9 protein-coding genes and 1 pseudogene are annotated in these 13552 nt (G+C 66.4%); all 10 read right to left on the bottom strand.

The genetic code is table 11. The annotated features are described in order from the left end of the window. Positions 1–12 precede the first annotated feature (12 nt). The 10 genes and pseudogenes from RBB46_RS18350 to RBB46_RS18305 all read right to left on the bottom strand — a co-directional run bounded on the left by RBB46_RS18350 (position 13) and on the right by RBB46_RS18305 (position 13544). Positions 13–942, bottom strand: coding sequence for a D-alanine--D-alanine ligase (locus tag RBB46_RS18350; RefSeq protein WP_306030472.1), 930 nt, complete (start codon positions 940–942; stop codon positions 13–15). Then, complete coding sequence (murB, locus tag RBB46_RS18345; RefSeq protein WP_306030471.1) at positions 935–1918, bottom strand: UDP-N-acetylmuramate dehydrogenase; 984 nt, start codon at positions 1916–1918, stop codon at positions 935–937. Before murB ends, RBB46_RS18350 begins: the two co-directional genes overlap by 8 nt. Further along, positions 1915–3333, bottom strand: coding sequence for a UDP-N-acetylmuramate--L-alanine ligase (gene murC / locus RBB46_RS18340; RefSeq protein WP_306030470.1), 1419 nt, complete (start codon positions 3331–3333; stop codon positions 1915–1917). Before murC ends, murB begins: the two co-directional genes overlap by 4 nt. Next, positions 3330–4475 (bottom strand): undecaprenyldiphospho-muramoylpentapeptide beta-N-acetylglucosaminyltransferase, encoded by a 1146-nt coding sequence (gene murG / locus RBB46_RS18335; protein ID WP_306030469.1) that lies wholly within the window; start codon positions 4473–4475, stop codon positions 3330–3332. The genes murC and murG overlap by 4 nt, the downstream gene beginning before the upstream one ends. Before the next feature lie 10 nt (positions 4476–4485). After that, a complete protein-coding gene (locus RBB46_RS18330; RefSeq protein WP_306030468.1) occupies positions 4486–5643 on the bottom strand; it encodes an FtsW/RodA/SpoVE family cell cycle protein in 1158 nt (385 codons plus the stop codon). Then, complete coding sequence (gene murD / locus RBB46_RS18325; protein WP_306030467.1) at positions 5643–7043, bottom strand: UDP-N-acetylmuramoyl-L-alanine--D-glutamate ligase; 1401 nt, start codon at positions 7041–7043, stop codon at positions 5643–5645. Before murD ends, RBB46_RS18330 begins: the two co-directional genes overlap by 1 nt. A 4-nt stretch (positions 7044–7047) precedes the next feature. After that, a complete protein-coding gene (mraY, locus tag RBB46_RS18320) occupies positions 7048–8133 on the bottom strand; it encodes a phospho-N-acetylmuramoyl-pentapeptide-transferase (protein WP_306030466.1) in 1086 nt (361 codons plus the stop codon). Positions 8134–8146: 13 nt separating this feature from the next. Further along, a complete protein-coding gene (locus RBB46_RS18315) occupies positions 8147–9694 on the bottom strand; it encodes a UDP-N-acetylmuramoylalanyl-D-glutamyl-2,6-diaminopimelate--D-alanyl-D-alanine ligase (protein ID WP_306030504.1) in 1548 nt (515 codons plus the stop codon). A gap of 606 nt (positions 9695–10300) precedes the next feature. Further along, positions 10301–11752: pseudogene (locus tag RBB46_RS18310) on the bottom strand (UDP-N-acetylmuramoyl-L-alanyl-D-glutamate--2,6-diaminopimelate ligase); the annotation flags it as partial. A gap of 79 nt (positions 11753–11831) precedes the next feature. Then, a complete protein-coding gene (locus RBB46_RS18305; protein WP_306030465.1) occupies positions 11832–13544 on the bottom strand; it encodes a penicillin-binding protein 2 in 1713 nt (570 codons plus the stop codon). Positions 13545–13552: the final 8 nt, after the last annotated feature.

Genomic DNA, 13552 nt, shown 5'->3' with positions numbered 1-13552 from the left:
CCCGTTTTGCCTTTATCGTCCGCAACTTGCGTTCTCCACCATCCAGCTGGTCAGGTCTTCGTACGAGTGCCCGGCATGCGCGGCGATCTCCGGCACAAGCGAGGTCTGGGTCATTCCGGGCTGTGTATTCACTTCAAGACAGATCAGCTCGCCGCCACCGCCTCGCTGTTCGTCGAAGCGGAAATCTGCCCGTGTAACGCCCTTGCAACCGAGTGCCTGATGCGCCCTTAAGCTGAGTTTCTGTACTTCTTGGTAAACAAATGGTGAAATTTCTGCCGGCAGGACGTGTTGTGATCCGCCGGGCGCATATTTGGCGTCGAAATCGTAGAAGCCGTGGCCGAGCGGCATCACCTCGGTGACCCCCAGCGCCACATTGCCCATCACCGCGCAGGTCAGCTCCCGGCCGGGGATGTATCGCTCCACCATGACGATATCCCCGTAGGGCCAGTCCTCGCGGTAAAGCTCCTGCGGGGGATGCTCGGCATTCTCCTTGACGATCAGCACGCCGAAGGACGATCCCTCGCGCACGGGCTTGGCGACATAGGGTGGCGGCAGCGCATGCGCCTTGGCCGCTTCAAGCCGGTGCAGCACCTTGTGCTCGGCGACCGGGATACCGGCTGCCTTCATCACCGCCTTGGCCTTCTGCTTGTCCATGGCGAGCGCCGAAGCGGCCACGCCGGAATGCGTATAGGGAATGCCCAGGATCTCCAGCAGCCCCTGGATGCAGCCATCCTCTCCGAACGGCCCGTGCAGGGCGTTGAAGGCGACATCCGGCCTCAGCTCCTGGAGTACGGCGGCGATATCCCGTTGCACATCGACCCTGGTCACCCGGTAACCGGCCCGTTCAAGAGCCGCCGCGCAGCCTTCGCCGGACCACAGACTGACCGGGCGTTCGGCGGACCAGCCCCCCATCAGCACCGCGACATGCTTGCGCTCAGCCATGGGATGCGTCCTCTTCCTGTCGTGCACCGAGAAATGGCGCGATCTCGACCCCGTCCGGCCAAAGCCCGAGCCGCTTGATTTCCCACTCCAGCGCGATCCCGCTGGTTTCCAGGACGCGGGCGCGCACCGTCTCGCCGAGCCGCTCCAGGTCTTCCGCCGAGGCCTCGCCGGTGTTGATCATGAAATTGCAGTGCATATCCGACATCCGGGCGCCGCCGATCTGCAGCCCGCGCCCGCCGGCCGCCTCGACCAGCTTCCAGGCGGAATGTCCCGGGGGGTTCTTGAATGTCGAACCGCCGGTCTTTTCGCGGATCGGCTGGGCCGCCTCGCGATGGGCCTGGACGTCGGCCATCTCGGCGCGGATCGCCTCGCGCTCGCGCGGCTCTCCGCGAAACACTGCCTCGGTAAAGACCGTGTCGCCGGGCTGGGTGCTGTGCCGGTAGCGATAATCCATGTCGGCACGGCTCAGGCGCACGATCTCCCCGGCCCGCGTGACGCCGGCCAATTCGACGACCACACCCGCCGTCTCGCTGCCATGCGCGCCAGCGTTCATGCGCAGGGCCCCGCCAACTCCTCCGGGGATGCCGGCATAGAAGGCGAAACCACCCTGCCCGGCTTCCGCCGCCGCCTCGGCAAGCCGCCGGTCGGGCACCGCCGCGCCGGCGCGGATTGCACCGTCGCCTTCCACGACGACCGAGCCGAACCCCTTTGCGCCAAGTCGTATCACCACGCCCGGAATGCCGCCGTCGCGCACCAGCAGGTTCGATCCCAGGCCGACCGGCAGCACCGGAACCTCGTCCGGCAGGTGCGACAGGAAGTTGGCCAGGTCCTGCGTATCGGCGGGCTGGAACAGAAGCTGCGCCGGTCCGCCGACGCGAAACCAGGTCACCGCCGAAAGCGGCTGGTTCGCCGTCAGCTTGCCTCGCAGCCCGATGCGGTCCAGCCCGTGCCTGCCGATGAGATCGGGAAAGCTCATGCCCCGGCACCGCCGCGTGCGGCCGTCAGCGCTTCGGGGAGAAGCTGGGCCCATTGCGAGATGCTCCCCGCGCCCAGGCAGACGACATAGTCGCCCGGCTCCGCAATCCGCGCCACCGTGCCGGCAAGCTCGTCCTCGCTGGCGATGGCATGGACGCTGCGGTGCCCGCTGGCGCGGATGCCGTTGGCAAGCGCATGATGGTCGATGCCCTCGCGCGGTGCCTCGCCCGCCGCATAGACCGGCGCGCAGATCACGTGGTCCGCGTCGTTGAAACAGGCGGAGAACTCGTCGAACAGGCTTTCCAGCCGTGTGTAGCGATGCGGCTGGACAACCGCGACCACCTTGCCTGGCGCAACGGCGCGGGCGGCCGACAGGACGGCGCGGATTTCCACCGGGTGATGGGCGTAGTCGTCGAAGACCTCGATCCCGTCCGCCGAGCCGGTATGGGTGAAGCGCCGCTTGACCCCCCGGAAAGCGGCCAGGCCCTTGCGGATCTGTTCGGGCGAGATGCCGAGCTTCCAGGCAACCGCGATCGCCGCCGTCGCATTGGAGACATTGTGCAGCCCGGGCATCGGCAGGCTCAGGTCCTCAACCGTCTCGGCCGTGCCGGCAACCCGGTCGCGCAGTTCGACGGAGAACACCGACGCCGCCCCTTGCGTGCGAAGGTCGAAGAACCGCACGTCCGCCTGCCGGTTCTGGCCATAGGTGATCACCTGGCGATCCTCGATCCGCCCGACCATGGCCTGCACTTCCGGATGGTCGAGGCACATCACCGCGAAACCGTAGAACGGCACGTTCTCGACGAATTGCAGGAAGGCGTCGCGCACCCCGTCGAAGTCGCCGTAGTGGTCGAGATGCTCCGGATCGATATTGGTGACGACGGCGATATCCGCCGGCAACTTGACGAAGGTGCCGTCGCTTTCGTCCGCCTCCACCACCATCCAGTCGCCCTGTCCCATGCGCGCATTGGTACCGTAGGCGTTGATGATGCCGCCGTTGATGACGGTCGGATCCAGACCGCCGGCATCGAGCACGGCGGCGATGATCGAGGTGGTCGTCGTCTTGCCGTGCGTGCCGCCAATGGCGATCGCCTGCTTGAAGCGCATCAGCTCGGCCAGCATCTCGGCGCGGCGCACGATCGGCAGGAACCGTTCGCGCGCGGCGATCAGCTCGGGATTGTCGCGCTTGATCGCCGAGGAGACGACAACGACACGGGCGTCGCCGATATTGGCGCCGTCGTGACCGACCTTCACCGCAATGCCCTTGTCGCGCAGCCGCTTGACATTGGCGCTCTCGGAAAGGTCCGATCCCTGCACCGTGTAGCCAAGCATGTGCAGCACTTCGGCGATGCCGCTCATGCCAATGCCGCCGATACCGATGAAATGAACCGGACCAAGGTCCTGGGGCATCTTCATGATGCGTCTCCGTTTTGGGTTTCGCGCGCCGCAAGCGCGTCCAGCGGCGTCCTCGCGGCGACATGTTCGACAAGATCGGCAAGCAGCGAGACCGCATCCGGACGACCCGCAGCGCGCGCGGCCTCCGCCGCCTGCGCGAGACGCTCCGGAGTATCCATCAGCTCGGTGAGCAACGCCGCGAGCCGTTCCGGGCTCAATTCGGCCTGGTTGACCGGCCAGGCACCGCCGGCACGCGCCAGCACTTCCGCATTGCGGCCCTGATCATTGTCCAGTGCATGCGGCAATGGGACCAGCACCGACGGTCGCCCGATCACGGCCAACTCGCTGACGCTGGAAGCGCCCGAGCGGCACAGCACCAGATGCGCGCCGGCAATCCGCGCCGGCATGTCGGAAAAGAACGGCGCGAGTTCCGCCGTCACACCAAGCCGGTCGCACGCGGAGCGCACAGTGTCGATGTCCTCTGCGCGGCACTGCTGTACCAGCGCAAGACGGGCACGGGTTTCCGGCGCAAGACACTCCAGCGCACCCGCCATCACCTGGGAAAAGTAACGCGCACCCTGCGATCCGCCGAAGACCAGAAGGTCGAAGGGCTCGCCGGCGCGCGGCGCCGAATAGGGCGTTCCGCTTGCCGCGATGACCGCCTCGCGCACGGGGTTGCCGGTTCGCACCGACTTGGCCGCATGCTCTCCGGCGGCCTCTCCCACAAGCGGGAAGCTCGTCGCCACCGCGCTCGCGCGACCGGCAAGCATCCGGTTCGCTCGGCCCATCACCGCATTCGCCTCGTGCAGCACGCTCGGCACGCCGGCAAGGAAGGCCGCGAACATCGGCGGGAAGGTCGGATAGCCGCCGAAGCCGACCACCGCATCGGGCCGCAGACGTCGGATCAGCGCGCGCGCCTGCAAAAGCCCCTTGCCGAGCTTCCACGCTGTGCGCACGAGCGCGACGGGCGACCGCCCACCCAGCGTCGCCGAGGAAACCACATGAACCGCACGGGCGGGAAAGTCGGAGCCGTAGTCGCTGACCCGGTGATCGGTGGCAAGTTCCACCACATGGCCGCGCCGGACCAGTTCGCCGGCCAGCGCCTGCGCGGGAAAGAGATGGCCGCCGGTACCGCCGGCGGTAAGGAGAAACGTCCGTGTCATGACGCCTCGCTTACGACAGGCTGGCGGGAGACAGCCGCGAGACGACCACGCTGTCGGAGCGTGAGGCTTGCGGGCGTCGTCGCGTCAGCGCCAGGACGAAGCCCATCGAGATGGCGGTCGCCAGCAGAGAGGAACCGCCATAGGAGATGAAGGGCAGGGTCATGCCCTTGGCGGGCATCAGGTTGAGATTCACCGCCATGTTGATGCAGGCCTGGATGCCGAAAAGCACCATCAGTCCTGCGGTCGCCAACCGGCCGAAGGGGTCGCTGTCCTGTGCGGCGTGCGAGAGCCCGCGCAGCACCACGAAGGTGAAGACCAGAAGCAACAGCAGGCAGACGACGATGCCGAACTCCTCCGCGGCGACAGCGAAGATGAAATCGGTGTGACTTTCCGGAAGGACGCGCTTGATGGTGCCCTCGCCGGGCCCGCGGCCGAACCAGCTGCCCGCGACGAAGGCCTCGATCGCCCGGTCGATGTTGAACGTATCGCCCGAGCTTGGATCGAGGAACCGGTCGACACGGCTTTGCACGTGCGGAAGCATGACATAGGCGGCGACAAGGCCGCCGATGCCGAGCGTGCCGATCGGCACGATTGCCATCCATGACAGGCCGTTCAGGAAGATCAGCGCCGCGAAGACCAGGGCCAGCAGCATGGTCTGGCCGAAGTCGGGCTGGGCGACAAGCAAGGCGGCCGCCATGATGAACAGCAGCAGCGAGAACAGGGTGCCGGGAACCTCTGGCCGGCGACCTCCTTCCGACAGCAGGAAGGAAACCAGAACGATCAGTGCGGGCTTGAGAAACTCCGAGGGCTGGATCGAGAAGCCGAGCAGGTTGATCCAGCGCCGGGCGCCCTTGGCCTCCAGACCAATGAAGAGTGTCGCCACCATCATCACCAGCGCGACCGCAAAGAGCAGGAGAGCGGCCCGGCGCACCATGCGCGGGCTCAGGGCCGAGATCGCCAGCATCAAGGCGAGAGCCGGCAGCAGGAACATCGCCTGCCGCTTGATGAAATGATAGCTGTCGATCCCGAGCCTTTCGGCCACCGCCGGACTGGCGGCGAAGGACAGGACGATGCCGCCGATCATGAGGATGATGAAGCCGGCAACCAGATACCGGTCGACGGTCCAGAGCCATTCGGCAAAGGGACTGCGATCTGCGCGGCTGACCATCAGGCAACCTCCTGTCCGGCGTGGCGCGAGGCGGCGGACCGTGCCGCCTCGGAAAACGCCCGCCCGCGGGCCTCGAAATTGGGAAACTGGTCGAAGGAGGCGCAGGCCGGCGACAACAGCACCACCGGCTCGTCATGGGCGTCCCGGCCCGCGTCGCGCGCGGCCACCATGGTTGCCTCAGCCAGCGTGCCGCAAGTCTCGAAAGCCACACGCCCATCGAGCGTGGCGGCGAAGGCATCCGCCGCCTCGCCGATCAGGTAGGCCTTGGCAATCCGCCCGAAATACGGCTGCAGGCTGTCGATCCCGCCGGCCTTCGCACGCCCTCCGGCGATCCAGTAGATCCGCTCATAGCTTGCCAGCGCACGCTCCGCGGCATCGGCATTGGTCGCCTTGCTATCGTTGACGAAGAGCACGCGACCTGCGCGCGCCACCACTTCCATCCGGTGTTCAAGTCCGGGAAAGCTCTCCAGTCCGCCGCGGATCTCCTCATCCGACAGACCCAGTTTCCGGCAAACAGCAATCGCGGCGGCCGCGTTCTGCGCGTTGTGCGCACCGCGCAGCGAGGTGATCGGGGCAAGGTCGACAAACGGCGTCTGCATCGCGGCCTGCGCCAGCCATACGCTGCTGCCCTCGGCATAGACGCCGTCGGCCACCGGATGGCGCGCGCTGATGCGCAGGGTCTCGGTTCCCCCCTGCCCGGCCCGATCGGCGATCGCCGCGCTCAGGCTGTCGTCGACACCCACGATGGCCATGCGGCTGCCGGCGATCAGGCGCTCCTTGACGGCCGCGTAACCGGCAAGCGTGCCGTGTCGGTCGAGATGGTCCGGCGTGATGTTGAGCAGAACGCCGACAGACGGCGCAAGCGAGGGTGCCAGATCGATCTGGTAGGAGGAGCATTCGATCACGTGGATGCGACCGGCGCTCGCCTCTTCCAGTTCCAGGATCGGAACGCCGATATTGCCGCCCATCTGCACGTCCCGGCCCGCCGCCTTCAGGACATGCGCGATCAGGGCCGTGGTCGTCGACTTGCCGTTGGTCCCGGTGATCGCGACAAGCGGCGCATCCAGCGCAGTGCGGTTCCGCTCGCGGACGAAAAGCTCGATATCGCCGATCACCTCGACCCCGTGCGCCCGCGCAAGATCGACGCTCCAGTGCGGCTGCGGATGGGTCAGAGGAACGCCGGGTGCCAATACCAGCGCCGCGATGCCGGTCCAGTCGGCCTGGCGCAGGTCGGCGACCTCGATCCCTGCGGTGCGCGCCGTCTCGCAACCGGCCGGATTATCGTCGAATGCAACAACCCTGGCGCCACCGGCAAGAAGCGCGCGCGCCGTCGCGATCCCCGACCCTCCAAGGCCGAAGACGGCGACAGTCCTGCCCGTGAAGCAGCTGACCGCGATCATCGCCTCACCTCAGCTTCAGCGTGGCGAGGCCGACGAGGGCGAGAACCACCGCGATGATCCAGAAGCGGATCACCACCTGGCTCTCGGTCCAGCCGAGATGCTCGAAGTGATGGTGGATCGGCGCCATCTTGAAGACGCGCCGGCCGGTCAGTTTGAACGAGGCCACCTGCACGATGACCGAGACCGCTTCCAGCACGAACAGTCCGCCGATGATCGCCAGAACGATCTCGTGCTTGGTGGCAACGGCAATGGCGCCGATCATGCCGCCAAGCGCCAGCGACCCGGTGTCGCCCATGAAGATCGCCGCTGGCGGAGCGTTGAACCAGAGGAAGCCGAGACCCGCACCTATCACCGCACCGCAAAGGACGGCGAGTTCGCCGGATCCGGACACATGATGGATCTGCAGATAATCGGCAAAGACCGCATTGCCCGACAGGTAGGCGATCAGGCCGAACGAGGCGGCGGCGATCATCACCGGAACGATGGCCAGGCCGTCGAGGCCGTCGGTGAGATTGACCGCATTGCCCGCGCCGACCATGACGAAAGCGGCGAAGGGGATGAAGAAGACGCCCAGGTTGAAGGCAAGATCCTTGAAGAACGGGAAGCCGATGGACGTGCCGTAGGCTCCTTCCTCCAGCACGGTCACGCACCACGCCGCCAGGCCGGCGATCAGGAATTCCAGCCCGAGCCGGCTGCGTCCGCTGAACCCCTTGTGGGATGACTTCGTCACCTTGAGATAGTCGTCGTAAAGACCGATGGCACCGAAGCCGACGGTCACCCCGAGCACGATCCAGGTATAGGGATTGAGCAGGTCCGCCCAAAGCAGCGTGGCAACCAGCATGCCCGACAGGATCATCAGGCCGCCCATCGTCGGCGTGCCCTTCTTCGTCAGCAGGTGGCTCTGCGGACCATCCGCACGGATCGGCTGGCCGTGCCCCTGGCGCAGCCTGAGCGACGAGATGATCATCGGTCCGAACAGGAAGATGAACAGCATGGCGGTCATGATCGCCCCGCCGGTCCGGAACGTGATGTAGCGGAACACGTTCAGCGCGGAGAAATGGTCGGCAAACTCGACGAGGAAATACAGCATCTATCAGACGTTCCTATTCGGCTCCGTCGTCTTCGACGGGGAATTCGCGCTTGAGCGCTTCGACCAGCGGACCCATCCGCGTGCCGAGCGATCCCTTGATCATGATCACGTCGCCAGGCCGGATATCCTCGATCAGCAGCGATTGCAGGCTCGCCGCTTCCTCGGAATAGGCGCCGCGCTGGTGCTTCGGCAACAGTTCCCATAAGGCGTGCATGCGCGGTCCGGCGCAGTAAACGAGATCTGCACCGGATTCGGCAACAGGCCCGCGCAACGCTGCGTGAAGTTGCTGTTCCGCATCGCCAAGCTCGAGCATGTCGCCGATCACGGCGATACGCCTGCCGTTGCGCTCGATCGGCGTCTCCCGCAGCAGCCCGAGCGCGGCACGCATCGATGCGGGATTGGCGTTGTAGCTCTCGTCGATCAGCGTCGCGCGCCCTTCGGCAAGGCGCAGGCTTGCCTGCTCCCCGCGCCCTTTCGGTGCGCGAAACGCGGCCAGCGCCATGCCTGCCCGGGCAAGGTCGCCGCCCAGTTCCGCAACGGCGGCCAGCACCGCAAGACTATTGGTCACAAGGTGCTCGCCCGGAGCGCCCACCTTGTAGGCGATCTTCTGGCCGAACACATGGCCGGAAATGGAGGTGCAGCCGGTCTGCGCCGAAATCCGCTCGGCCTCAACGTCCGCCGGTCCGGCGCGGCCGAACGTGGCGATGCGGCGAATGCCGGCGGCCTTCGCCAGATAGGTCAGCAGATCAAACTGGTTGTTGTCGCGGTTCAGCAGCGCCAGACCGCCCGGCTCGAGACCGAGGAAGATCTCCGCCTTGGCCTGGGCGATGCGTTCCAGCGAGCCGAAGAACTCCAGGTGAACCGCTTCCACCGTTGTCACGATCACCGCATGCGGACGCACCATCTGCACCAGCGGCGTGATCTCGCCGGGATGGTTCATGCCGATTTCGAAAACACCGAACTCCGTGTCCGCCGGCATCCTTGCGAGGGTCAGCGGCACGCCCCAGTGATTGTTGAAGGAAGCGACAGGGGCATGCGTGCGTCCCGAAGGGTCGAGCGCCAGTTTCAGCATGTCCTTGGTGCTGGTCTTGCCGACGGATCCGGTGACCGCCACGATCCGCGCCCGGCTGCGGGCCCGCGCGGCACGGCCCAGGTCGCGCAGCGCCGCCAGCGGATCGTCGACGACGAGATAGCGCCCGTCCGCGGGAAGTCGGTCCAGCCTGTCCCGCGCCACGACGGCAAGACCGGCACCGCCGGCAAGCGCCTTGCCGACGAAGTCATGGCCGTCGAAACGCTCGCCTGCGATCGCGACGAAGGCCTCGCCCGGAGCAATGCTGCGGCTGTCGATGGAGATGCCGGAGATGTCAGGAATATCGGCGCCGCGCAACTCGCCGCTTGTGGCCTCGACCATCTCGTCAAGGCGCCACAGCGGCCGATCCGGTTCCGCTTCGACCGGCTCGCCGGGTGCCGAAAGGGAAATCGCGGCGGCACGAGGAGCGATGGCACGGGGAGCGGTGGCACGGGGAACAGCGGTGAATATCGGTGCAGCTGGCGGCGGCATCGCCGCCGCGACACGCTCCGTCGGCCCGTCCGCCTGTTCGGTTGCGTCGTCGGCTTCGCCCACATCCTCGGAGAGGAAATCGTCGACCTCTTCGGCAAAGACGTCATCCTCCGGAAGGAGTTCGTCCGCCCCGCCCGTTTCCGGCTCTCCGGCGACAGCGGCCTCGTTCGCGTCGAGGTCACCCGTGTCATCGGCGGTCGTCGCCGTGTCGGCGTCGAGGATCTCGCCGCCGGCGTCATCCTCAGGGAACATGCCGGCTTCTGCTTCTGCTTCTGCTTCTGCTTCTGCTTCTGCTTCTGCTTCTGCTTCTGCTTCTGCTTCTGCTTCTGAGAAATCTTCCTCGGCGAAGAGCTCGTCAAGCAAATCGTCGTCGGCAAATGCCGCCCTTTTGACCGGCGCGTTCTCTGCGTCCGGAGCGTCCCGGACCTCGGCCTCTCCGACATCGCCGCCCAGGATCAGGAGTTCGGCCGGCTCTTCCTCTTCCGTCGTTTCCGTCTCCGGCTCGAACGTCTCGGCGAGCGCCTGCTCCAGCGCATCGTCGAGGTCGAGATCCAGCCCGAGCCCGTCATCCTCCAGCGCGCCGAACAGATCGCTTTCGGCAACAGCGGCGAGCGCCTCGCGCGCCACCTCGTGGTCGGAGAACGGCAGCACTTCGTCACCAACGATCTGCCCGGGTTCGTGCCCCTTGCCGGCGATGCAAAGGACGTCTCCGGGTTGCAGCATCCCGACGGCGGCCTCGATAGCATCGCGGCGATCGCCGATTTCCAGCGCATCCGGCGCCCCGTCGAGGATCGCCGCTCGGATGGTCGCCGGATCCTCGCTGCGCGGGTTGTCGTCGGTGACGATGACGATGTCCGCCTGCCGATGCGCCGCCGCTCCCATCAGCGGACGCTTGCCAGGATCGCGGTCCCCGCCCGCGCCGAACACCACCAGAAGCCGCCCCTTGGTGAAGGGCCTGAGCGCGGCCAGCGCGGTGTCGAGTGCGTCCGGCTTGTGGGCATAGTCGACGAAGACAAGCGCGCCGTCATCGGTCTCGCCGACCAGTTCCAGCCGGCCGGGAGCGCCTTCGAGCACTTCAAGCGCGTCAAGCGCATCCTCGATCGGCACACCGGAACAGATCGCCAGCCCCGCCGCGATCAGCGCGTTGGAAACCTGGAAGCGCCCGGCCAGCGGCAACCGCACCTCGCGTGCACCCGCCTCGGTCTCAAGGGACAGGATCTGGGCGAAGCCGTCATGGCGGATGTCGAGAAGCCGAATGTCCTCGCCACCCTCGCCGACCGTGAAGACGCGGTGCCCGTGCTCGCGCGCCGCCGCCGCCACCCGCCATGCGTACGGCGCGGCCGGTTCCAGCACCACGGGCCGCTCGGCATCGAGGAGCGTGTCGAACAGCCGCATCTTGGCGGCAAGGTAGTGCTCGACGTCCGGATGGTAGTCGAGATGGTCGCGGCCGAGATTGGTGAAGGCCGCAGCCTTCAGCTCAAGCCCATCAAGGCGGCGCTGGTCGAGCCCGTGACTGGACGCCTCCAGCGCGGCATGGGTAATGCCGTCGTCCGCCAGCTGGGCCAGCGTCTGGTGGAGGGACACCGGATCCGGTGTCGTCAGGCTGCCATAGAGCGCGCCCCGGCTTGTCACTGTTCCGATCGTACCCAGGCTCGCGGCCTCGAACCCGGCATGGGCGAAGATCTGCCGAACGAAGACGGCAACCGATGTCTTGCCGCTCGTCCCGGTAACCGCCACCAGCGTTTCCGGTTGCCGCTCGTAAAAGCGGGCCGCCATCAGCGCGAGCGTCCGGCGCGGGTCGTCGCTGACGATGACGGGACACGTCGGGGCATCCTCGCCAAGCACCGCAAGCGGCGTGTCCTGGCCGACCAGGATCGCGCCGGCACCCGAGGCACGGGCAGCCTCTATGAAGCGTGTACCGTCCGTGCGCGCGCCTTTCAGCGCCGCGAACACGAACCCGTCGGTCACGGTGCGGCTGTCCGCGGACAACCCGGCGATCTCGACTTCGAACTCGGGTGCGGCGAGCACCTGTTCGCCGGTGAGGTCCTTCAACAGCATGTCTAGCGCCAATATCCGTTGTGCATCGTCATCAGGACCTGGCGGGAACTGCGGTGCGACCCCGTTCCTGCCGGCCCGGTCAATAGGAAATCGATACCGTCTCCGTCCGTTCTCCGAAGTTCGGCAGCACACCCAGCATCGGTGCCGCGCGGCGAATGATGGCGGCCGTCAGCGGCGCCGTATTGAGTCCTGCCGTTGCGCCAATCCCCTCGCGCTCCGACTTCGGCTCGTCAAGAACCACCAGAACAACGTAACGCGGCTTGTCGATAGGGAACGCAGAAAGGAAAGAATTGCGGCGCTTGTTGGATACGTAGCGGCCATTCTCGATCTTTTCCGCCGTTCCGGTCTTGCCTCCGACCATGTAGCCCGGCACTTCAGCACGCCGGCCGGAGCCCGACTGGACGTTGAGCCTGAACAGGTAGCGCATGATTTCGCTGGTCTGCGGCGTCACCACCTGCTCGGCCAGCGCGGCCGCTTCTTCGCGGGTGCGCGGAGCGAATGTCGGCGGGATCAAGCGTCCGCCATTGACCAGCGCGGCGGTCGCCACCGCTGTCTGCAGCGGCGTTACCGAGATACCGTGGCCGAAGGAAATGGTGATCGCGGCAAGCTCGTTCCATTTCGGCGGCAGAAGGGGCGTCGCGACTTCCGGCAGGTCGGTCTGGGTTCGCGTTGTCAGGCCGAGCCGCTTGAGAAACGCCTTCTGCTCGTCGATGCCGGCGCTCAGCATCATCTTGGCGGTGCCGATATTGGACGAGTAGATGAAGGTCTCGGCCACCGACAGGAGCCGCCGCTTGCCGTGGAAGTCGTCGATGGTGCGTCCGCCGACGCGCAGCGGGCGCGTTGCGTCGAAGCTGTCGTTCATCGTTACCCGGCCGCTGTCGAGCGCCATCGCGACGGTGAAACCCTTGAACACCGAGCCCATCTCGAAGACGCCGCCGGACGCGCGGTTGAGGCGATCCTTCTCCAGCGCCTGGGCGCGGTCGTTGGGGTCAAAGTCCGGCAGCGACGACATCGCCACCACTTCGCCGGTCTCGACATCGAGAATGATGCCGACGCCCGCGATTGCCCGGTAGCGCTCCAGCGCCTTGGAAAGTTCGTCACGCACCACATGCTGGACCCGCAGGTCGACCGCAAGGTTCACCGGCTCCATCGGCCGGTCGCTGGCAAAGCCAAGCTGCTGCAGGTCGCCAAGCCAGGCCTTGTCGACGGCAAGCTCCATGCCGGAGATGCCCTGGTTGTCGACATTGACCGATCCGACGATATGACTTGCGGTCGGGCCGCCTGGATAAAAGCGGCTGTTTTCCTCGAGGAAACCGACGCCGGGAATGCCGAGGTCGTGGATCATCGTGCGCTGGCGTGGGGTCAGCTCGCGCTTCAGCCATATGAAGCCGGCATTGCTGGCCAGGCGCTTGCGCACCGCATCCGTACCCAGTTCCGGCAGCACGCTGGCGATGCCCTCCAGCGCCTCGTCGACATCGATGATCTTGCGCGGTTCGGCAAAGAGCGAGGCCGTCTTGATGTCGGTTGCCAGGATCTGGCCGTTGCGATCGACGAGATCGGGCCGGGATGCGGCCACGCTGTCCTGCGCCGAGATATAGGAAACCGAGCGCGCTTCCTCGCTCATCCCCAGCATCACCAGCCGGCCGCCAATCGCCATGTAAACCATGGCGAAGACGACCATCGCCATGCGCACCCGGCTGCGCACCGCATGCGTCGAGGGTCCGCGCGGCACATGCCGTTCGCCGACGGCACGGCGCTGCAGGAAGGATACGGGCTGATCAGTCACCGCCATCTCGCCCT

It is taken from the genome of Stappia sp. MMSF_3263 (genome assembly GCF_030733745.1).
Taxonomy (GTDB): Bacteria; Pseudomonadota; Alphaproteobacteria; order Rhizobiales; family Stappiaceae; genus Stappia.
Note: the sequence above shows the minus strand (reverse complement) of the source record. Positions and strands in the feature narration are given on the sequence as shown.

What these genes read in the sequence shown, in the direction of transcription:
- RBB46_RS18315 (WP_306030504.1), bottom strand. Translation starts at nt 9,694, where the DNA reads ATGCCGCCGCCAGCTGCACCGATATTCACCGCTGTTCCCCGTGCCACC.
- murD (WP_306030467.1), bottom strand. Translation starts at nt 7,043, where the DNA reads ATGATCGCGGTCAGCTGCTTCACGGGCAGGACTGTCGCCGTCTTCGGC.
- murG (WP_306030469.1), bottom strand. Translation starts at nt 4,475, where the DNA reads ATGACACGGACGTTTCTCCTTACCGCCGGCGGTACCGGCGGCCATCTC.
- murC (WP_306030470.1), bottom strand. Translation starts at nt 3,333, where the DNA reads ATGAAGATGCCCCAGGACCTTGGTCCGGTTCATTTCATCGGTATCGGC.
- murB (WP_306030471.1), bottom strand. Translation starts at nt 1,918, where the DNA reads ATGAGCTTTCCCGATCTCATCGGCAGGCACGGGCTGGACCGCATCGGG.
- RBB46_RS18305 (WP_306030465.1), bottom strand. Translation starts at nt 13,544, where the DNA reads ATGGCGGTGACTGATCAGCCCGTATCCTTCCTGCAGCGCCGTGCCGTC.
- mraY (WP_306030466.1), bottom strand. Translation starts at nt 8,133, where the DNA reads ATGCTGTATTTCCTCGTCGAGTTTGCCGACCATTTCTCCGCGCTGAAC.
- RBB46_RS18330 (WP_306030468.1), bottom strand. Translation starts at nt 5,643, where the DNA reads ATGGTCAGCCGCGCAGATCGCAGTCCCTTTGCCGAATGGCTCTGGACC.
- RBB46_RS18350 (WP_306030472.1), bottom strand. Translation starts at nt 942, where the DNA reads ATGGCTGAGCGCAAGCATGTCGCGGTGCTGATGGGGGGCTGGTCCGCC.